The sequence below is a fragment of the Steroidobacter flavus genome (genome assembly GCF_042651805.1).
In the GTDB taxonomy this organism is placed as follows: domain Bacteria; phylum Pseudomonadota; class Gammaproteobacteria; order Steroidobacterales; family Steroidobacteraceae; genus Steroidobacter; species Steroidobacter flavus.
Genome location: NZ_JBHSDU010000014.1, coordinates 36,560 through 57,438, shown reverse-complemented (window position 1 = coordinate 57,438; position 20,879 = coordinate 36,560). Strand labels below are relative to the sequence as shown.

The window sequence follows — 20,879 nt, the reverse complement described above, 5'->3', positions numbered from 1 at the left end:
GAAGAGGAGATCTGTTTATGAAATCGCGTTTACTCGTGATCCCGTTGATTCTCGCGACGACTGCGGCCATTGCAGATACATCATCGGGGGCGTCACGTCCGGCGGATGCGCGGGCGCAGGCGGCCGCATTGCTCAGCCCGCATACGTTCAGCATTCCGAAAGAGAAGGGGCAGATGCAGTCACCTTCGGTCTCATCGGCACCAATGGATGCTCAGGCGAGTGCGGCGGCTCTGCTCAGTGGGACTCGCCCTGCGAGTGCGGGGAATGCTCGCGTTCCGGTCGGCGAAACATCGGGCGAACAGATCCGCGGCGACGCGCAAGCGCGAGCCGCAGCTCTGCTTCTCGGTTCTCAGCGCTCCTCCTATCCGCGATTGCAGGTACAACAGACGAAGGGCGGTGTGGCCGGCGAAAGGTGAGCAGCTGATGCATATCTTGCCGCAGTGAACTTGTGCTTTCTGGCGAAGCAGGGCTTCGCGCGATCGGAGAGCGAGCAGACACGATCGATGGCCGGCTTCAATCCGCCGGCTTCGATCGCCGGATCATGACTTGTCGATGCCTGTGGATGCCGACCGACCAGTACTGACGTTTCGCCGCCGAGGTTCAGTTGAATGCGGACACGTTGCTGTTCGCGAGTTGGACCAAGGATTATCGCAGCGGGTTCACCCTCTGGGACACCGCCTTCGTGTACGGCATGGGCCGATCAGAGACCGTCCTTGGTACACAGCATGCTGCCTCAGCTGAAGGCCCTGACGAACAAGCTCGCCTCGATCGGCCAGAGCCAGGGCGCGGCAGCTGCCGATGTCGTGATCGCGTGGGCGATCGCCAAGGGCACGACGCCGATCATCGCCGTCACCAAGCCCTACCATGTCGATAGTCTGGTCCGAGCCAGCAGCATCACGTTCACCAGCGACGACATCGAGTTGGAAGCTCTTGCCGACGCCGCTAACGTGAACACCCGCGGCTTCTTGGAGCAAGAGATGTAAGTCTGCAGCTTCGCTGTCGCCAGCAACGGCCGCATTTCCACTGACGCCTGCTGTTCGCGTAGAGTCCGCGAATCGAATCAAGGGGCTGCTCGTGAAAGAACTTGCGGTGAGGTGTTTATATTCGGCGTTGGTAGTTGTGTCATGGCTGGCCACCAGCGCGCGAGCGGAATCCTGGTGTGACGCCGCGCCGCTGCCGGTGCTGGCTGCGCTCACTCAAGTCGACTCGGGCGAGGATTGGTTCAAGATTTACGTCGTGGCCGACGGCGTGTTTGCCATTACTGAGCCGCGCCAGGCCGAGGGCGTCAATTCGTTCCTGATCGTAGGATCCCGACGCGCCATCCTGTTCGATTCGGGGCTGGGTGTCGGGCGCATCGGGAAGGTCGTTTCGAAACTGACGCCACTGCCCGTGACCGTGCTCAACTCGCATACTCATTTCGATCACGTCGGCGGCAATGCCGAGTTCGCTGACGTGCGCAATCTCAACATTCCCTACAGCCTGGCGAGCTCGCGTGGGCAAGTCGATCCGGCGCTGGCCGAATATGCAAGGCCCACGCTCGCCGAGGATCGCGTTTGCGGTCCGCTGCCAACGGAAGTGACGAGCCGCGAATACAAGATTCCAACGTGGCGCATCTCACGCTACATCGAGGACAACGAACGAATCGACTTGGGGAGTCGAACGCTCGAAGTACTGCGAACCCCAGGTCACACGCCGGATTCGATGACCTTGCTCGACCGCGCGCGAGGTCTGCTGTTTACCGGCGATACCTACTACTCAAATCAGATTTATCTCTGGGCCCCCGGCACGGATCTGGGTGCGTATCGCGCATCGATCGATCGGCTGGTGGCGTTGCGGCCCGGTCTCAAGGCACTATTGCCGGCGCACGGAGCACCGACTGCCGATCCCGAGCAACTGGTCGAGCTTCAGACGGCTCTGCGCGAGATTGTCGCGGGTTCCGCCCCGTCGACACCTGCGCCCCAGAATCGTCGCGTGTTTCGCTTCGAGCATTTCTCCATCCTGATGGCCCAGCCGCCAGAGACGGCGCGAGCACCGAAGTGACCGGTATCCACTTTTCGGCTCAGAGCTGTCTACAGTGATGGGAGAGTGGATTTTCGGACCGTCATGGGGACAGAGAACAGACAGACCTTCATCGCCGCGCTGGCCCGGACGCATGGTTCCCGGCTGCGCCGATTTCTGGAGCTGAAACTCCGGGGTGCTTCGGCGGATGCGTCGGATCTGGTGCAGGACGTCTATCTGCGGCTGCTGAGGATGCCGCGCCACGAAACCATTCGCAGCCCACAGGCTTACCTTTTCACCGTGGCCCGCAATGTCCTCTACGAACATCGCCTGAACCATGCCGCGGCATCCAAGGCCGTGGAGATGGACGAAGTGCTGGCCGAGATCGAGGCCTACGTGCAGGACGATCCCGGTGCCTACATCGACGCGGTTCGGCAGCTCGAGCAATTCGATCAGGCACTGAGCGGGCTATCGCCACGGGCATACGCAACTTTCGTGCTACAGCGGCGCTACGGCTACACCCTCGATGAGATCGCCAAGCAACTGGGCGTCTCGCGCCCCATGGTCAAGAAATATCTGGCCAAGGCGGTACAGCATTGCCGGCAGCATTTTGAAGGAGTTCGGTAACGCCATCATGAGCAGGGAGACTTCCAGGGAATCGACGAATTCGCAGATCCTGGCGGAAGCCAGCGAATGGCTGATCGAATTCGAGACCGGTGAACCCGATTCCGACACGCGACGCGAGTTCGACGACTGGTTGCGCCAGTCGCCGGAGCATGTGCGCGCCTATCTCGGGCTGCTGCCGCTCTGGAAACAGGGCGCGGTCGCGAAGTTCTCACGCGATCAGGGACCGGAGTCTCTGATTGCCTACGCCAACACGGAAGGAAATGTCGTTGCTTTGACCGGTAGCGCCCAGTCTGGGAAACGTTCGAGGACTCGCACGCGTTGGCGAGCCGCGATGGCTGCCACGATAGCCTTCGCGGTAGTGGGTGGATTGTTCGCGTGGCGCGAATTTCACGCTCCGCTCTATACGACCGGCATCGGCGAACAGCGTTCCGTGTTGCTGCCGGACGGATCAACGCTCGAGCTCAACGCGCGAAGCAGAGTGCGCATAGAGTTCACTGAGAAGCAGCGCGGGATCGATCTGTTGCAAGGTCAGGCACTGTTTCACGTTGTGGCCGATGCACATCGCCCGTTCGTAGTGAGCGTCGACACGCTCAGTGTTCGCGCGGTCGGGACGCAGTTCGACGTGAACAGAAGGGCGAGCGGCACGGTCGTCACGGTTGTGGAGGGCCGCGTGTCCATTCTGGAGCCCTCGTCGAGCGGTGGCGCTGACGCGAGTCGAAAGTCTTTCCTGTCCGCGGGCGAACAGGTGACGGTCAGCCCTGATCCAGCGAATCAGCCCAGACAGTCAAGAACGGCGGATGCGGCGGCGGCCACCGCGTGGACTCAGCGCAGGCTGGTGTTCGACGCCTCGACGTTGTCGGAGGTCGTCGAAGAGTTCAATCGATACAACGTCAGACCGATCAAGATCGTCGACGCCAGCCTGGATGGATTTCCCATCACTGGATCCTTCTCCTCCACGGATTCCGCTTCGTTGTTGCGCTTTCTCGAGGCCCAGCCCGGCGTCCAGGTCACGACTGCTGACGATGAGATCCGCGTCGCTCTTCGCAAATAGATCGTCGCTGCGGTATCCGGTTTGCCGCGCGTTCCTGTCTATACGTGCATGAGCCAGTCATTTCGAATGACGGCAATCACAAGAAGCCTGGGGAATGGCGGAGGGGATCTCATGCGCGTGATGGTATGTGCGGCTTTGATGTGTTGTGCGACGGTGGGTCTGGCTTCCGCGCAGAACGCACACGCGATGATGCGCAAGCCAACGAATATTTCAGCCCAGCCGCTGCGTCCGGCGCTACAGCTGCTGTCCAAGGAGCGGGACATACAGGTGGTGTACCGCACGGATGTCGTCGCGGACCTGCGCACCGCAGGTGCCGTAGGCGACCTCACCTCCGAGGAAGCGCTTCACCAACTTCTCAAAGGGACCGGTCTGACCTGGCGCTATCTCGATGAAAAAACTGTCACGATCGTGCCGATCGTCAGCGCTTCGCCGCTGCGCATCGGCGCGCGGATCGATAGTGATGAAGTTTCTTTGGCCCAGAATAGAGCGCAGGCGGGCGCTGCTTCGCCATCCGATGAAGCGGCAGGCCTCGAGGAAATCGTCGTCACGGCGACTCGCCGCACAACCACGCTCCAAGATACACCTATCAATATCGCTGCCGTGACTGGCGCGCAGATCGAGCGCGAAGGCCTGAGAACATTGTCCGAAGCGACGCGCGCCATTCCCGGTATCAATGTCATCGATCAGGGCGGCAGAGGCGGCAGCCAGATCGTCGTGCGCGGGCTCAACGCGGAACCTCTAGCCAACAACGACAACAGCAACGATGGGGGCGGCACCGTCGCCACGTATCTTGGCGAGACCCCGGTGTTCATGGAGCTCAAGCTCAACGACATGGAGCGCGTTGAGGTTCTGCTAGGGCCGCAGGGCACGCTGTACGGCGCCGGCACGCTCGGGGGCGCGATTCGATACATCCCGCGGCGGCCAAGTTTCACCGAGACGTCAGTGGAAGTTCGTGGTGCCACCTATCGCTATAGCGCGGCGTCCACCCAGAGCTTCGATGGCGGAGCGACCGTCAACCTTCCACTCAGCGACAAGTTGGCATTTCGGGCCTCGGCCGATCGGCTCGACGATTCGGGTTTCATCGATCAGCGCTATGTTCTGCGGGAACCCGGGAACTCGCTGTCCAGCGCATTTGGCAGCCCGGAAGCCATCGCCGAAAATTTTCGCCGCAAGCGCGACGTCAATTACGAAAAGACCTGGTCGGGTCGCGTTGCCGCGCGCTGGGCACCTGCCGATGCAGTCGATCTCAACCTCACGTACTACTTCCAGAATCAGGAGGTCGGCGGGCGGCAGTCCTCGTCGCACCGGCTCGACAGCCTGCCGGTTTCGTTCGGCAACTATGAGTCGGCGCTACGCGTGCTCGAGCCGGCCGAGCGAGACAACCAGCTGCTGACGCTGGAGGGAACCTTCGACGTCGGTTTCGCGGAGCTGACTTCGGCGACCAGCTATTCGGAATATTCGTCGCACAGCCAGCGCGATCAGACCGATCTCGCCATCGAGCTCGGCTTCGGCTACGAGCTGTTCCCGGGCCTGGTGAATTTCACCGACGAGCAGATCGAGGAGAAGCGCGTCAATCAGGAGCTGCGCCTCGTGTCCAAGGGCGAGGGGCCGCTCAGCTGGACGGTCGGCGCGTTCTACAATCGTTTCAAAAGAGCGATCGACTACGTCGAGCTCACGCCCGGCCTGCACGAGTTCTTCGATTTTGCCGTGGGCGACGACCGTGACTATCTCTCGATCGACCGCAGCGAGCGGGAGGAATATGCCTTCTATGGCGAGCTCTCGTATCAACTCACCGATGCGTGGTCCGTTACGATCGGCGGTAGATACTACAACTACGATCTCAGGCTGGCGTCGGCCGCAACGTTCCCGCCTTTTCCGGCGACCGGACCGCAATTCAACTTCTCCAACGCCGGGCAGAAGGACGACGGCGTGCTCGGCAAGCTCAACGCTTCGTACCGCGTCTCGGCAGACACACTGGCTTATGGCACGATCAGCCAAGGCTATCGCGGCGGCAGCTCGAACGCTCTGACGCTATGCCCTGTACCGCTCCCGCCGGATACTTTCGTCTGCGGTCAGCCCAGCGAGCTCTTCTACACGCCCGACAAAACGACCAACTACGAGCTCGGACTCAAGAGCCAATGGTTGGATCGTCGAATAACGCTCAACTCGGCGGTCTTCTATATCGATTGGAAGGACGTGCAGCTCGGTTCCTCTACCCAGGTCGGCGCCGTGGGAATCACGGTCAACGGAGAGGGCGCTTCCAGCCGCGGCGCCGAATTCAATCTCGACGCGAAAGTCACCAGCAAACTGCGCCTCGAAGGCAGCTACGCGTACACCGACGCGCAGCTGGACGAACGCTCGCCGAGGCTCATCCGTACGATCGTTCCGCCAGGTTTCGCTGCTGTTTATATCGATGGCGATGCGGGTGACCGGCTGCCCGGCTCAGCCAGGCACCGAGGCAGCATTGCCGCTTCCTATGTGGAGCCGATCAGTGCCAGTTTCGATCTCGACTTGGGCTGGAGGACGGTTTTCTCCGGCGATGTGCTGAGCATGGCTGGTGCGCGCGGCGACAGCGTAACCCTCCCGTCCTACTCGATCAGCTACGCGCGGATCGGTCTCACCGATACACGGAACCAATTTTCGGTCACGGTTTACGCCGACAACGTGTTCAACAAATTCGTCGAGGTCAGCGAGCGCGGCACGCCGCTTTTCAATCAGGTCGTCGCGGATGTGTTCGGTGATCCGGTCTACGATCGACGCTTCTCCACCGGTGTCCTGCCACCTCGGCTGGTCGGGCTGCGCTTCACGAAGGCGTTCTAGGAATCGGTCCGGGGGATAGTTCATGTCCAGTCGTCGCGACTTTCTGCTGCGCACGGTGGGTGCCACGGCAGCTGCATTGCCCTTTGGCCAGGCAGTATCCGCCACTGACTCACGGCTCGAGCCCACGGATCGCCCAAAAGTTTCGGCGCACGACGCGACGAATGACTATGCGCGGCGGCTCGATGCGGCGCGCCTCGCTACCGGGATCACCGGAGCCTCGTTTGCCTATTGGGATGGCGGAACACTTCACACTGCTGTCTCCGGTCTTCGCAACAGCGTGACTCGGGACCCGGTGACCGTCGACACCGTGATGCACGTCGGCTCCATCACCAAAGTGATGAACGCTGCATTGATGATGCAGTTGGTGGACGACAGCATCATCGCACTTGCCGATCCGGTGCTGAAGCATCTCCCCGAGCTTCGCCTGCGCGACATGCAGGCGTTGCGGCGAATGACCTGCGGGATGCTGGTGAACCACACCAGCGGTATCGATGGCGAGTGGCTACCGGAATACGGACCGGACCAGGAGCGCATCGTCGATGCGGTCAACCGTTGCGCTGATCTGGGGCAGTTGTATGCGCCGGGAGAAGCGACGTCCTACTGCAATCTCGCAACCGTCATCGCAGGTCATATGACCGAGAGGTTGCGCGGCAAGAGCTGGTACACGCTGGTGAAGACTCGCATTTATGAGCCGCTCGGCATGCATCACGCCCTCGTGGATCCTCTGGAGGTGCCACGCTTTCGCGCAAGCATCGGCGACTTGACGGACGTCACAACGGGAAAGCTCGTGCAAACGACGCGGCCGTTTCTCGCTCCGAGCTTTGCACCAGCCGGTTCGACGCAAATGACCACGGCCGCGGATCTGGTGATGTTCGCTCGCGCGATGATCAATGGCGGAGTAGGTGTGAACGGCACCCGAATTCTCTCGGACGCTTCGTCCAGACGCATGATGGAACCAACCGCTGAATTTGTATCCATCGGCACTTCGATCTTGAAGGTCGGACTGGGATGGATGATCTCGGAAGGCGGCGTGCTCGGCCATGGCGGCGGCGGGCCGGGCGTGCGCTCGCAGTTGTACGCTCATCCTGCCAGCGGCCGTGCCCTGGCTCTGCTGACCAACTGCGACAAGGGTGAGGCGCTGAAGTCGGCATTCCTCGATCCGATTCTCGAATCCTGGACCGGCATCAAACATTCCAGGCCGCCTCGCCTGAAGGAGCAAGTCGACCCCAGGCCTTACGAAGGGACCTACGAAAACAATGCGGATCGTTACATCGTCACTGTCCGTGAAGGCGGCCTCGCTCTGCGCACCGCGGACAAATTGAGCACGTTCGATAATTCGAATCAGCAAAGGCCGGCGGCGGCGCTCTATCCGGTCGGCAACGATACGTTCGAAGGAACGACAGCGACCGGTTCGGAGGTGGCAATCCGTTTCGTCCGGCCTGACGCCCGCGGGCAAATGCGGTTTCTCGCTAGTGGCGATCGGCTGCTGGCTCGAAGCCAGTAGGGCCGCGAACGCCTATGATCGGAACGAACCGGCGTGAGTTTATTCGTGGCGCGCTCTCAATCGGCGTGGCAGGCCCGACTTCAACGCTCTGGGCAGGAGACGCCGCACGACCGAGCACGCCAGAAGGCGATGTGCTTGTAGTCGACGGGCTCGATCCTTCGAGCCTCAGCGCGGAGTACCTCGATCTTCTCAGAGCGGGTGGAGTGAGCTGCTGGCACCGCAGTGTTGGAGACGATTTCGCCAGCTTCGCTTCGCTGCTGAGCTTCTGCGACGAACATAAAACGCGGATCGCTCCAGCGGGCTGCGTGCGTGACATCCGGGAGTTTCACCGTCAAGGCATCATTTCGCTCGTGTCAGGTTGGCAATCCGCGGACGGATTGATCGTCGCCGGTGAGCCTGAGCTCGGAAATCTGCGTGCGTATCACGAGTTGGGCCTGCGGATCTGTGGGATCGCCTACAACGTCGCGAATCAGTTCGGAGGAGGGTGTCTCGACCCTCAGGTCGGCCTGACGCGCGCCGGCCACCGTCTGGTCGAGGAGATCCACCGATCGCATATCGTGTTGGACGTCGGCGGGCACACGAACGAGCAAACATCCTTCGATGCTATCGCGATCTCAGCCGGCGTCCCCGTCATCTGCAGCCATACCAATGTGCGGGCGCTGAACGACAATCCACGTTGCTCCACCGACCGAATGCTCGAAGCAATCGCCAGGACCGGCGGCGTCGTCGGCGTGACGGCGTTCAGCGACTTTCACGTGAGGAAAGCGAGCGACACGCAGGTGATGCGCACACCGCAGGCAAGCCTGGATCGGCATCTCGATCAATATGATTATCTCAAGCGGCTGGTGGGTACGGATCACATCGGCCTGGGTCCGGATTTCCTGAGCGGCCGCAATGATTCGGGACGCCTGTCTGCCGCCGATCAGCTGATCATGGCGCCGGAAGCTTACAGCCAGGAAACACCCTGGTTCTACGTCAAGGGATTCGAGAGCATCGACGAATTACCCAACGTCGCGCAGGGCCTGCTGCAACGAGGGTGGTCCACCGCGGATGTGCGCAAGGTGCTGGGTGAGAACTGGTTGCGCGTCTATGAGGCGGTGTGGGGTGCCTGATACCGTGGATCGAACCCAAGTGCGGATTTCGAACCGCCAGGTCGCCGGTGTCTGTCTCGGCAATGCGATCGAGTTCTACGATTTCGTGACGTATGCCTATTTCGCCGCGCAGATCGGAAGAACCTTCTTCCCCTCTGAGACACCCGGCGTGAGCTTGCTGGCATCGCTCGCGACGTTTGGCATGGGATTCTTCACGCGACCGCTCGGCGCGTTGTTGCTCGGCAGATTCGCCGACCGGGCCGGCCGCAAGCCGGCGATGCTCCTGTCGTTCGCGCTGATGGGTGGCGCGTCGATCGCGCTGCCATTGATCCCTTCTTATGCGTCCATCGGCATCGTTGCACCGATTCTGGTCCTCGCGTGTCGTCTGGTGCAGGGCTTCGCGGTCGGCGGCGAAGTAGGCGCGAGTACCGCATTCCTGGTGGAGGCGGCTCCGGCTTCGCGTCGCGGCTTGTATGCGTCGTTCCAGGCCATGAGCGCGGACATGTCTGCGCTCACAGCTGGAATTATCGGCGTCGCGCTCGCGAGCGTGCTAGAGCCGGCGGAGCTCGATGCATGGGGATGGCGGGTTGCGTTACTCCTCGGTGCGGTGATCATTCCAGTCGGACTGATGTTACGTCGGACGCTCGATGAAACATTGCAACTGGATGGCGTTTCTCTGGAATCTGCGCCGGTGCAAAGCTACGCGCGCGTAGCGGTGGCCGGAGTCTGTCTCGTGGCTGCGGCAACCACGACAAACTACTTGCTGAAATACATGACCACTTACGCTAACTCGACACTCGGGATGACTTCCCGCCTCGCGTTCGGTGCAACGGTGGTCGTTGGATTATGTGGCGTGATATGCGCTCCATTGGCCGGCTCGCTCTCCGACCGATATGGGCGCAAGCGGGTGATGCTCATCCCCTGGCTATTCCTGGCGATGCTGGTGTTTCCGTGCTTCGAGATGCTCGAGCGCGAGCGGACCGCTGTGGCGCTCTATGCAGCCTGTGCCGTGCTCGCGACTGCATCGACGCTTTCCACCTCCGTGTTTTTCGTCGTCATCGCTGAAGCATTGCCGCAACGGGTGCGGTCGGGCGCGCTGGGATTAATCTACGCACTAGCCGTTTCGATCTTCGGCGGATCCGCGCAGTTCACCGTTGCGTGGCTCACTCGCCTCACTGGAAACCCGCTGACACCGGCGTGGTACATGATTGGCGGCGTGATCGTGGGCTTGATCGCCATGCGCGCCATGCCCGAGACCGCGCCCTGTCAACGACGATTGTTTTGCGCCACCGGCGACAATCGGACTGTTTCAGTCAAGAGATAAGTAATGGAACAAAGGGGCGACATGCGTGAGTATCTTGGGTTCTATATAGACGGTGGTTGGGTCGAGCCCGCACGCCCCGAAACATTGGACGTGATCAACCCCGCCAACGGGAACGTCGCGGGTCGGATTTCCATGGGGTCGGCTGCAGACGTCGACCGCGCGGTGCAGGCCGCCCGCCGCGCGTTCGTCAGCTGGTCCAGGACCAGCCGCGCCGAGCGCATCGAAGCTTTCGAGCGGGTCATCGAGGAATATCGCCGCCGTCACGATGAGCTGGCAGACGCGATCACCGAAGAGATGGGCGCGCCGATATCCCTGGCCCGACAGGCGCAAGCGCGCAGTGGCCTGGCGCATCTGGAGGCAGGTCTCGCCGTGCTGAGGAATTTCACTTTTGAGCAGACGCGCGGAACCACGCGGATCGTCAAAGAGCCGATCGGAGTTTGTGGGCTGATCACTCCGTGGAACTGGCCCATGAACCAGATCGCCTGCAAGGTCGCTCCAGCGCTCGCAACCGGCTGCACGATCGTGCTCAAGCCCTCTGAAGTTGCGCCTTTCTCGGCCTGCCTGTTTGCCGAAATCCTCCACGCAGCGCGGATTCCTGCGGGTGTTTTCAATCTCGTCAACGGCGCGGGCGCTACCGTTGGCGCCGCCATCGCCTCCCATCCGGGAGTGGACATGGTTTCATTCACCGGCTCGACGCGGGCAGGGGTGGAGGTGGCGAAGGCCGCGGCGCCCGGCGTGAAACGGGTTGCGCAGGAGCTGGGCGGAAAATCGCCGAACATCATTCTCGACGATGCCGATCTCGAGAAGGCAGTCACGGCGGGAGTCAAGCACGTGATGGGAAATTCCGGCCAGTCATGTAATGCGGCGAGTCGGATGCTGGTGCCCGCCGAGAAATTGGACGAGGTGACTGCGATAGCAAAAAGAGTCGCCGAGGCCATACGGGTGGGCGATCCGCGCAGCGGTGCGGACATGGGGCCGGTGGTCTCGCCGGCACACTGGCAGAAAATTCAGGAGCTGATTGCCAGCGGGATCGAAGAAGGAGCCGCTCTAGTCACGGGCGGCTTGGGTCGTCCGGAAGGATTGGATGCGGGTTGCTACGTCAAGCCCACGATCTTCGCGCACGTGAAGAACGACATGAGGATCGCCCGGGAGGAGATATTCGGTCCGGTTCTTTCCATCATCAGTTACAGCTCAGTCGATGAGGCGATCGAAATTGGCAATGACACCGAATATGGCTTGGCCGCTTACATATGGGGCGCCGACATGGCGAGGGTTGGTGCGGTAGCTGCGGAACTGCGTGCGGGCCGCGTGTCGATCAATGGTGCTGGGGGGGATCTGCTGGCGCCGTTCGGCGGATATAAGAAGAGTGGCAATGGCCGGGAATGGGGCGAGTACGGCTTCAACGAGTTTCTCGAGGTCAAGGCAGTGTTGGGCTGCGAGGAATGACGGCACTGTTGCAACAAACGACAATCGCGACGTATGTATTGATCGGAGCGCTCTCGCTTACTGCGGTGTGGTATGCATGGCGCTGGTGGTCTACTGAACGCAGACGGCCTGTCCCGGCCACACGCAAGCTACGCCCGGGCGACACGCTGCTCGGGTTCGTCACGAATTTCTTCGACACGCTCGGGATCGGCTCGTTCGCACCGACCACCTCAATATTCAAGCTCTGCGCTCGCATGCCGGACGAGCAGATTCCGGGGACTCTGAACACTGGACACGCGCTCCCGACTCTGGTGCAGGCATCGATCTTTATCGGCGTCGTCAAGCTCGATCCGGCGACGCTTATTAGCATGATTGTTGCCGCCGTCATGGGGGCGTGGATCGGAGCGGACGTCGTCGCGCGTTTGCCACAGAGGCTGATTCAGGCGGGCATGGGCGCGGCGCTGTTCGTCGCGGCGCTCGTCTTCGTCGCAACCAATTTGGGTTGGCTCCCCGGTGGAGGTGACGCGCTCGGACTCACTGGCACTCAGTTGGCTGCGGCAATAGTAGTAAATTTCTTTCTGGGCGCTCTGATGACGCTGGGAGTGGGACTGTATGCGCCGTGTCTTGTGTCGATCAGTCTTCTCGGAATGAATCCGCTGGCGGCCTTTCCCATCATGATGGGCTCGTGCGCCTTCTTGATGCCCATCGGTGGAGTGCGTTTCATCCGCGCGGGGCGGTATGACCCGCGTGCTGCGCTGGGGCTCGCCATCGGCGGGATCCCCGGCGTGTTGATCGCCGCGTTCATCGTCAAGTCCCTTCCGATCGGCTGGCTGCGGTGGCTCGTGGCTGTGGTCGTGGCCTATACCGCCATGGTCATGCTGTATTCGGCGCGAATGCAGAAGGATCGTATGGTCTCCAGCACGCCTTCTTTGTAGCGGCAACTTCCGCGCCGGCTGCAAGTTTCGCGACAGACTCGATTGCTAGCTTGGCTTCCGATGACGATCAACCGTTCGAGGAACCAGCCAATGCTGAATCGATTCTTGCCGCTTGCCGCTCTCATGTATGTATCTGTCTCGCTTCCGGCGGATGCCCAGGCGCAAGAGGGGGCGGCGGGCGCCGTTCGCGGACGCATCGTGGATTCGGTGACTGGCCGGGCAGTACCGACAGCGACTGTACACCTCGTGCGCAATCAGCGCGTTCACGGCACGGTTGAAGCCGATACCGCCGGAGAGTTTTCGTTCGATCACGTGCCGGAAGGTGTGTATTCGGTCGAGGTGGAAGAGCAGGGCTACCTGAAAGCCGTGCAGGCGGATGTACGGGTCGTGCTTCGCAGAGCGGCCGCCGTCGAATTCGCGCTGGTGCGCGGGAGCGATGAGGTGCTTGCCGAAGTGGTTGTCGCGGCGCGTGCGACAGCTGGGGATCCGCGAGCGACGCCGAACACCGTGCTGCTGGAGCGGGAAGAGATACGACGTAATCCCGGCAGCGCAGGCGACGTGTTCCGTGCGCTGGACGTTCTGCCGGGCGTCGTTTCGACGGGTGAGTTCTCGAGCTTCACCGTGCGCGGCAACGGGCCGCGGGACAACCTGATCCTGATCGATGGCATTCCTTTCGATAAGGTGGCGCATTTCGATGAGTCGCTCGGCGAGCAGGAAGCCGTCGACGGCGGCGGACGATACTCGATCTTCGCGCCGAACATCATCGGCAGCGCCAAGTTTTCTCCGGGCGGCTGGCGGGCGGCCGAGGGCGGCAAGAACGGTTCGTTGCTGGAGCTGGAGATCGCGGACGGCAATCCCGTGAGCTCCACGGCGGGCGCACGCGTCGACATCATCGGCATCGAGGCAGACTACGACGGGCCGAGCTACGTGGCCGATAACACCAGCTTGCTGCTATCGGCGCGCTCGTTCGATTTCAGCAACTTGTTCGAAGCGATCGATGAGAAGGACATCGGCACGCAGCGCCTGACCGATTTCATCGCGAAGTCCGTCACCGACCTGAATGACGATCATCGTCTGGAACTGCTGGCGATTCACGCCAGCGAGGATTCCAAGCGCACGGTCGAGAATGCGCTCGCGTCCGAAAACTTCGAGGACGTGGGGCTCGAGGACTCGAAGCAGGACAGCACATTGCTTGGCGTGACGTGGCGCTGGTCTCCCGGTGACGTCGCACAGTTGCGCAATACGTTCTATTACCGCAACAGCGATACGACAGGCACGGAGGGCGAGGCATATCCGGATCTCGCGGGCCCCAACCCGACACCTGCGACGACGCCGGTCCGCGAGAACATTCTGCGCATCAAGGAGCGTGAAACGGAGATCGGCTGGCGCAGCGACTTCAGCACGTTGCTCGGCTCGGATGGAATCTTCTCCGCCGGCGCGCGGGTCGCTCGCGTGGATCTCGATTTCGACCGTCGTCTCTCCGGCGACTGGACACGATATGTATACGAGCAGTCGGACTTTCGCGCCGACCCGACGCAACAGTACATCGTGCTGACGCCCGAGGAATACAACTCGAGATTGAGCGCAGCGGAGACGCAGATTGCCGCGTATGCCGACTACGCCTGGACCATCGGCGATTTCACATGGACACCCGGGATGCGCTACGAGCGCGACGGGTTTTCCGGAAAGTCCGTCGTCGCCCCGCGCCTGCTATTGAGTTGGCAACCCGATGCGGTCACCCGAGTGTGGACCGGAGGTGGCGTGTATTATCAAACACCGCGCTATCTCGATATCGCGGCCGATCCATCCAATCTCGATCTGAAGAGCGAGCGCTCCACGCAGTTGACGCTGGGTTATTCCCGGCACCTGCGCGAGGACCTGCGTTTTTCGGCCGAAGGGTACTATCAGCAGCTCGACGATCTGATCGTGTTCGACGATCGGACCACGAACACCGCGACGAACAGCGGCGAGGGTTCCGCGTCCGGCGTGGATTTGATGCTTGCCAAGCGCATGAGCCGAGGCTGGAGCGCTTCGGCGACCTACTCATACTCGCGCGCCCGCCGCGATGACAAGCTCGGCGAAGGGGAATATGCGTCGGATTGGGATCGACCGCATGCGTTCGGTATTGTCGGCGCCTGGCAGCCGAGCGATCGATGGACATTCTCGGCGAAATGGAAATATGCTTCGGGCCGGCCCACCGATGCGTTCGTCGTGCACGGCGACGTGTTGGGCGGCGCAGGCCCGGTGCGCTACTCGAAGGAGCTGACGCGCACCAACGCCGAGCGTCTGCCTGCCTATCATTCGCTGAGTCTGCGCGCGGACTACCAGCGCCGCTTCGGCCCGCTGAGCCTGGTTGCGTATCTGGACATCCTGAACGTCTACGGTCGCGAGAACGCGAACGGTTATGAATGGGACGAACGTCGCGGCGTCAACATCATCGAAGGACTCGACGAGCCGCTGCCTACGATCGGACTCAGGTTCGAATACTCCTGGACGCCAGGCGAATGAACCGATCACAGAGATTGCCCATTGAGACTGCTCATCGTCGAAGATAACCAGCGTCTCTGTCAGGCCGTCGCGGAGAGCCTGCGGGCGCAAGGCTTCGCCGTCGATACAGCAGCCTCGGCGTCCGAGGGGCTGCGGGTCTGGCGAGCGGCCGACTACGATGCCGCCGTGCTCGATCTCATGCTTCCGGACGGCTCCGGCCTCAGCGCGCTGAAGGAAATGCGTGACCGAGGCGATACGACACCCGTGCTGATCCTCACCGCGTTAGGTGCGATCGAGGATCGCGTGCGCGGTTTGGATGGCGGCGCGGACGACTATCTCGTCAAACCCTTCGCCATGCAGGAGCTCATCGCTCGGCTGCGTGCGTTGTTGCGTCGTCCGGGCGCGGCATTGGGCCGCACGCTGACGCTCGGCAGCGTGAAGCTCGATACGTCCGCACGCATCGCCACCGTCGCCGAGACGCCGCTCGATTTGACACGCTCGGAGCTGATCGTGCTCGAAGCGCTACTGCGTAATCAGGGACGTGTCATCTCGAAGGAACGGCTTGCCGAATGCCTGTACGATTTCGAGCAGGAGCGCACCGCGAATTCGGTGGAGACTCAAGTGCACAGATTGCGCAAGAAGCTCGCGGCCGCGGGCGCTGATGTGTCGCTCCGGACTTTGCGCGGCCTGGGCTATCTTGCCTCCTGATCGCAGCTCGATGCGTGCCCCATCCCTGCTTCGAGCACTCGTCGTTCGACTGACCATCGTGGTCCTGCTGGCGCTGGTCGGCAGCTATCTGGTGTTGTACTTCGAATTTCGCGACGGGCTCATGGGTCTGGAGGGCCAGAGCATTTCCAACCAAGTTCAGGACCTGCGTGCGTCGATCGTGTCGGGAACGGGCCCACCGCATCTCGAGCTGCCACGGTCCCTGCAAGAGTTCTACGCCCAACCGGATGCATTGAACGGTTATCAGTTGCTGAGTGCAGACGGCACGGTGCTGCAGTCAGGCGGGTTCTCTGCGCCTTATCTGCCATTGCCGGTCGCGCAAGGCGGTGGGCAGGTCGTCCTGCAGCGGGAAACGGATGCGTCGTCGGGCAACAGCATCATGGCTGCCGCGCTCTATCTCGATGATCGTCACGGCCCACACTGGTTGCGTGTGGTGCGGAATCTCGAAGATGCTGAGAGTCTGGTCGCCGAGCTCATGCTCGGCGCGTTGGACGAGCTGTATTGGCCGATAGCCCTGCTGCTGATCGCCGTGGTCAGCGTCGTGGTCGTGACGGTGCTGTCATCGCTTCGCTCATTGCGCGCCGTCTCGCATCAGGCCTCGATGTTGTCGCTATTCCGTTTAGATGAGCGGTTGCATGCCAAAAACCTTCCTCGCGAGCTCGTTCCGCTGGTTCAGGCAGTCAACGCCTCGCTCGATCGGCTCGAAGCGGACTATCGCGTGCAGAGAGAATTTACCGCCAACGCCGCGCATGAGCTGCGCACCCCGCTTGCAACGTTGCGAGCACGGCTCGAGTCCCGCTTTTCGGCGCAGGAGCTGGGCGATGTTGCGTTCGAAATCGAACAGCTCGCGCGGCTTGTCGAGCAACTGCTCTGTCTTGCGCGCCTCGATTCGCAGGAACAGTTCCAGTTTGCCGCGTTCGACGCTCACGCCGTTGCGCTGGAAGTGGCTCGGGAGCTGGCGCCAGTTGCGCTCGAATCAGAACACTATGTAACCGCCACGACGCCCGACGCTGCCGTGCCTGCGCACGGGAATGCAACACTGACGCGCCTGGTCTTTCGCAACCTGATCGAGAACGCGATTCAGTACACGCCCGCAGGCACGTCGATCACGCTGTCCGCTGACTCTGCCACTGTGATCATTGCCGATGATGGGCCTGGACTCGATGCGCCTGCCATTGCATCCCTGTTCGAGCGGTTCCGTCGCGGTCCCAATGCCTCGGGCGCCGGCGCGGGCTTGGGGCTCGCAATCGCGAAGTGCATCATGGAGCGGCAAGGTGGACGCCTGTCGCTCGACACGAATGCGGCCCGCGGGGCGCGTTTCGTGATGGAGTTTCCCGAACCGAAGATATGGATCAGGGAGAACGCGGCGGCGATCCGTGGCGGGGCCGACGCGAGGGCATTCGACCCGGCCGCCGACCGACGTGACTTGGAGTGATGCCGTAGTGAGCTTTGAAAGCGCGGGTGAAACTCGCGGCGTCACGATAGCCGACTCGCGCGGCGACGGAGGCCACTCGCTCGGCATGTTCCAGCAGTGTCCACGCTTGTCGCAGTCTTTCGCTCTGTAGAAATGCAAAAACCGTTTCGCCGAACTCCGTATGGAAGGCTTCTGCCAACAGGGTGCGATTCAAGCCGAGCGATCGCGATAGCGATTGCAAAGTGTGCGGCTGTTCTGGATTGTCGGCGATGAGAGTGCGGACGCGTTGGAGCAGCCGTCGCGTCCGGGTCGGCAAAGGGCGGCGGCGATAGGTATCGCTGAGACCCGCTACCACCTCGCACAGCAGCTGTTGAGCGCGTGCTTCGGTATAAGCGCGTCCTACCGCGCCAGTGAAACGGAAGGAGAGGAGATCTCGCAGAAGCTCCGTCACGCCCTGCGTGACGATCCAAGGCTTGCGAACGATCTGAGTGCATTGTTCCAGCGTCGATGGTGTGTGATCCAGCGCCTGGGCCATCGCAAGGCCCAGTCCCCATCGCTGTTCGAGTGCCTCCAGGGTGCCGAAGACTGCGATGGTGTGCCAGGAACTCGCGCGGGAAATCCGCCATGGCATGCGAGAGCCAGCCGGAAAGTAGGAGACCATGGCGGAAGCCGTGCTCTCATCGACCTGTTCACCGTGGATGGCGTCGCCGCTCAATCGGAATTGCACGACCATCAGGGAATCGCCTGCGATCGAATAGTTCATGGCGGGGGCTCGCGTGAGCGCCGAGACCATCACGCACAGATCCCGTTGCGGCCTGCACATCCATTGGCGGCCTTGCATCGCTTCCGAGTCGTACTTGATCTCCAGCAGGCCTGCTGCCAGTTCGACGGCGCTTCCTTGCGGAAGGGCGCGGTGCCCTTCCAACAACGATCGAGAAAGCTCGTGAACGTTGTGAGCTGGCGCATCGCAGAGCGCTCGAAGATCCACAACGTTCAGCGGTTCGGGAGCCGCCACGGTGGGCTCTTGTTGTCTGGTTCTTGCCACGCCGTGGAGTAAACCGTGTTGCCGGGGGCGGGTGCAAGTCTGACGAACTGCATGATCGTACGGACGATCTGCATAGGCCACTGCCGATCTTCCACGTCGGAACAATGACGTCGGAGCAGATCGGAAGTCGTTCGCTTTCAATGATTCTCTTCGGACATATGGGTGTGCAATGTCGCTCGCGGCTCAAGCAGGAAGATCAGCATGAACGGCGCAATTGCATCCTCGTTGACCATCGCGATCGCTTTGGGTGCAGAATCGGTTGCTGCTCAAGACCCGACCGGGTTGGAAGAGGTGCTGGTCACCGCCAGTAAGCGCGAAGAACGCTCGATCGATGTGCCGGCGGCCATGGATACCTTGAGCGGCTCAACGCTGGAGATGCTCGGCGCCAGCGGCTTCAAAGATTTCGCGGATCTGGTACCCGGCCTCGATCAGCGTAGCAACGGAGCGCCTGGTGCCGGCACCGTGATGATTCGTGGGCTGAACTCGGGCCCGCAACAGACGACCAACACCGTTGGTTTCTATCTGGACGACGTTCCCTTTACCGCTTCCGGTGCGCTATCCGTCGGCTCAGTGATCACTCCTGACCCCGATTTGGCCGATATCGAGAGTGTTGAGGTGCTGAAAGGGCCCCAGGGAACTCTGTACGGAGCGAGCAGCCTCGGCGGTTTGATCCGCATCCTTAGCAGGCGACCTGATCTCGCGAAGTCAGGCGGGGCCGCGTCCATGACGGGCTCGGCGGTCGATGGCGGTGGCACGGGCTACGGCATGCGCGCGTCGCTGAATGTGCCGCTCAGTCAGGATCGGATCGGCCTGCGTCTATCCGGTTTTTATAGACAGGACCCCGGCTTCGTCAGCAACGTCGGCACCGGCAGCGAGGATGTCAACGAGGCAACCGTGTACGGTGGGCGGCTCAGTCTATTGAGTGCAGTCAGCGAGGATGTCCAGCTGCTGTTCACCGGGTTCTATCAGAAGATCGAAGCGGATGGGTTCTCCTATCAGGACAATGTGACCGATACGCTGCAACCCGCGTTCGGACCACGGAAGTTCTCCAACTATTTCGATCCTACTTACGAGGCGGAATATCAGGCACTGTCGGCGACGCTTGACTGGAACTTGGGCCCTGGCGTGCTCACCTCGACGCTGGCTTACGGCCAGTATGAGACCCGGCTATTGGCCGACTACACGCAGATCTATGGTTCCACGTTCGCCTCCGTGCTGCCCGTCGGCACTGGATTGAAGGGAGATCCGTCGCCGCAGATGGAGAAGGGCACGGTCGAAATCCGTTACGCCTCCGAACGGATCGGGGCGTTCGCGTTCCTCGCGGGCTTGTTCTACACCGACGAACGGAACACTTATCCAGTTGCGATGACCGCCGAGGATCGAGTTACGGGAGCCACGCTGCCGGAACCGTTCGGCAACCTGCTGAGCACAATCACACGCTCTGACTACACGGAGCGGGCTGCGTTCGCGAACATTACCTACTATTTCACGGATGGGGTCGATCTCACTCTCGGTGCGCGTTACGCAAAAAACGATCAAGACGTGGCTGCGACTCGCTCTGGCCTCTTGGTTGACTCACTCGTGCCGACCAGCCGCTTCGAGTTTGATGACGATGCGACGACATACTTAGCTACGCTACGTTGGCGCGTGACGCCGGTGCTGAGTACGTTCGTTCGCGCCGCGAGTGGTTACCGCCCCGGCGGCCCGCAGACCAATTCTTTGTTTCCTGATGCGCGGCCGTTTGAGGCCGATACGGTTTGGAACTACGAGGTTGGTGTCAAAGGTTCGTTGCCCGACAGACGCGTCGGATTCAGCGCTTCCGTTTATCACATTGTCTGGGATGACATTCAGCTCAACACGCTGCGCGGCGGTTTCGTGTTCCAGGGCAACGGCGGCAAGGGCGAAGTGAATGGCCTCGAGCTCGAAGCACGCGCAGTGCCTATCGACAATCTCACGGTCGCGATGAGTTTCGGCTACAACGATACCGAGGTCGTGAGCATCGACGCTGAGTCGTCGGCGTCGCTCGGGGCCGCTGCAGGCGATCCGTTCCCGCTGTCACCGGAATGGGGCGGCGCCTTGATGTTGGACTATCGTGTTCCGCTGGCTGCGAATTGGACGGCTACTGCGGGAGCCTCCGCGAAGTACACCGGCGAGCGCCCTTCGTCATTCTCGAACGCAGAGCTGAACCCAAGTGTCAGGTTGCCTGATTACACTACCCTCGACCTGCGTACCGGTCTCGAACATGGTCCGTGGCGGTTCGCGCTACGCGTGGACAACGTCACCAATGAGGACGGGCTCGCCTCGTTCTCGACCGACAAAATCTTTGCCGGACAGCTGGTGCCATCGTCCGCGATCCTCATTCAGCCGCGCAGTTATGCGCTGACGCTCTCGGTGGATTTCTGAGCGAGCATGATGTGTCAGTAAAGAATTCG

15 protein-coding genes and 1 pseudogene are annotated in these 20,879 nt (G+C 61.6%); 15 read left to right on the top strand and 1 reads right to left on the bottom strand.

Annotated features, from left to right (window positions below; genetic code table 11):
* Window positions 1-17 precede the first annotated feature (17 nt).
* From ACFPN2_RS23075 to ACFPN2_RS23010, 14 genes and pseudogenes are all read left to right on the top strand, one after another.
* On the top strand, window positions 18-416 hold the full coding sequence (locus ACFPN2_RS23075; RefSeq protein ID WP_380600999.1) for a hypothetical protein: 399 nt from the start codon (window positions 18-20) through the stop codon (window positions 414-416).
* Window positions 417-722: 306 nt separating this feature from the next.
* Window positions 723-983 (top strand): annotated as a pseudogene (locus tag ACFPN2_RS23070) (aldo/keto reductase); the annotation flags it as partial.
* Between the two features lie 91 nt (window positions 984-1,074).
* The gene (locus ACFPN2_RS23065; RefSeq protein ID WP_380600997.1) at window positions 1,075-2,040 is read left to right on the top strand and encodes an MBL fold metallo-hydrolase; all 966 of its coding nucleotides are present in this window, start codon (window positions 1,075-1,077) and stop codon (window positions 2,038-2,040) included.
* Between the two features lie 45 nt (window positions 2,041-2,085).
* Window positions 2,086-2,625, top strand: a complete 540-nt coding sequence (locus tag ACFPN2_RS23060; RefSeq protein WP_380600995.1) for a sigma-70 family RNA polymerase sigma factor — start codon at window positions 2,086-2,088, stop codon at window positions 2,623-2,625.
* A 7-nt stretch (window positions 2,626-2,632) separates the two neighbouring features.
* Window positions 2,633-3,676: a FecR family protein gene (locus tag ACFPN2_RS23055; RefSeq protein WP_380600993.1), complete on the top strand. Its 1,044-nt coding sequence runs from the start codon at window positions 2,633-2,635 to the stop codon at window positions 3,674-3,676.
* 111 nt (window positions 3,677-3,787) lie between these two features.
* Entirely contained in the window at window positions 3,788-6,496 is a 2,709-nt protein-coding gene (locus ACFPN2_RS23050) for a TonB-dependent receptor (protein WP_380600991.1), read from the top strand.
* A 22-nt stretch (window positions 6,497-6,518) separates the two neighbouring features.
* Window positions 6,519-8,000: a serine hydrolase domain-containing protein gene (locus ACFPN2_RS23045; protein WP_380600989.1), complete on the top strand. Its 1,482-nt coding sequence runs from the start codon at window positions 6,519-6,521 to the stop codon at window positions 7,998-8,000.
* A 131-nt stretch (window positions 8,001-8,131) separates the two neighbouring features.
* The gene (locus ACFPN2_RS23040; RefSeq protein ID WP_380600987.1) at window positions 8,132-9,112 is read left to right on the top strand and encodes a dipeptidase; all 981 of its coding nucleotides are present in this window, start codon (window positions 8,132-8,134) and stop codon (window positions 9,110-9,112) included.
* A gap of 19 nt (window positions 9,113-9,131) precedes the next feature.
* On the top strand, window positions 9,132-10,415 hold the full coding sequence (locus tag ACFPN2_RS23035; RefSeq protein WP_380600985.1) for an MFS transporter: 1,284 nt from the start codon (window positions 9,132-9,134) through the stop codon (window positions 10,413-10,415).
* 21 nt (window positions 10,416-10,436) lie between these two features.
* Window positions 10,437-11,861: an aldehyde dehydrogenase family protein gene (locus ACFPN2_RS23030; protein ID WP_380600984.1), complete on the top strand. Its 1,425-nt coding sequence runs from the start codon at window positions 10,437-10,439 to the stop codon at window positions 11,859-11,861.
* Entirely contained in the window at window positions 11,858-12,775 is a 918-nt protein-coding gene (locus tag ACFPN2_RS23025) for a sulfite exporter TauE/SafE family protein (RefSeq protein ID WP_380600982.1), read from the top strand. Before ACFPN2_RS23030 ends, ACFPN2_RS23025 begins: the two co-directional genes overlap by 4 nt.
* 90 nt (window positions 12,776-12,865) lie before the next feature.
* Window positions 12,866-15,283: a TonB-dependent receptor gene (locus ACFPN2_RS23020; RefSeq protein WP_380600981.1), complete on the top strand. Its 2,418-nt coding sequence runs from the start codon at window positions 12,866-12,868 to the stop codon at window positions 15,281-15,283.
* Window positions 15,284-15,304: 21 nt separating this feature from the next.
* Window positions 15,305-15,970 (top strand): response regulator transcription factor, encoded by a 666-nt coding sequence (locus ACFPN2_RS23015; RefSeq protein ID WP_380600979.1) that lies wholly within the window; start codon window positions 15,305-15,307, stop codon window positions 15,968-15,970.
* Window positions 15,971-15,980: 10 nt separating this feature from the next.
* Window positions 15,981-17,423, top strand: coding sequence for a sensor histidine kinase (locus ACFPN2_RS23010; protein WP_380600977.1), 1,443 nt, complete (start codon window positions 15,981-15,983; stop codon window positions 17,421-17,423).
* Here ACFPN2_RS23010 and ACFPN2_RS23005 read toward each other — a convergent pair.
* Window positions 17,341-18,417, bottom strand: a complete 1,077-nt coding sequence (locus tag ACFPN2_RS23005; protein ID WP_380600975.1) for a helix-turn-helix transcriptional regulator — start codon at window positions 18,415-18,417, stop codon at window positions 17,341-17,343. The genes ACFPN2_RS23010 and ACFPN2_RS23005 overlap by 83 nt on opposite strands.
* Before the next feature lie 231 nt (window positions 18,418-18,648).
* On the opposite strand from ACFPN2_RS23005, the gene ACFPN2_RS23000 reads away from it, so the two are divergent.
* Entirely contained in the window at window positions 18,649-20,850 is a 2,202-nt protein-coding gene (locus ACFPN2_RS23000; RefSeq protein ID WP_380600973.1) for a TonB-dependent receptor, read from the top strand.
* Window positions 20,851-20,879 lie beyond the last annotated feature (29 nt).

Excerpts from the sequence above, each read along its gene's own strand:
- ACFPN2_RS23075 (WP_380600999.1), top strand. The coding sequence starts at position 18 with ATGAAATCGCGTTTACTCGTGATCCCGTTGATTCTCGCGACGACTGCG.
- ACFPN2_RS23055 (WP_380600993.1), top strand. The coding sequence starts at position 2,633 with ATGAGCAGGGAGACTTCCAGGGAATCGACGAATTCGCAGATCCTGGCG.
- ACFPN2_RS23050 (WP_380600991.1), top strand. The coding sequence starts at position 3,788 with ATGCGCGTGATGGTATGTGCGGCTTTGATGTGTTGTGCGACGGTGGGT.
- ACFPN2_RS23045 (WP_380600989.1), top strand. The coding sequence starts at position 6,519 with ATGTCCAGTCGTCGCGACTTTCTGCTGCGCACGGTGGGTGCCACGGCA.
- ACFPN2_RS23030 (WP_380600984.1), top strand. The coding sequence starts at position 10,437 with ATGCGTGAGTATCTTGGGTTCTATATAGACGGTGGTTGGGTCGAGCCC.
- ACFPN2_RS23025 (WP_380600982.1), top strand. The coding sequence starts at position 11,858 with ATGACGGCACTGTTGCAACAAACGACAATCGCGACGTATGTATTGATC.
- ACFPN2_RS23020 (WP_380600981.1), top strand. The coding sequence starts at position 12,866 with ATGCTGAATCGATTCTTGCCGCTTGCCGCTCTCATGTATGTATCTGTC.
- ACFPN2_RS23010 (WP_380600977.1), top strand. The coding sequence starts at position 15,981 with ATGCGTGCCCCATCCCTGCTTCGAGCACTCGTCGTTCGACTGACCATC.
- ACFPN2_RS23000 (WP_380600973.1), top strand. The coding sequence starts at position 18,649 with ATGAACGGCGCAATTGCATCCTCGTTGACCATCGCGATCGCTTTGGGT.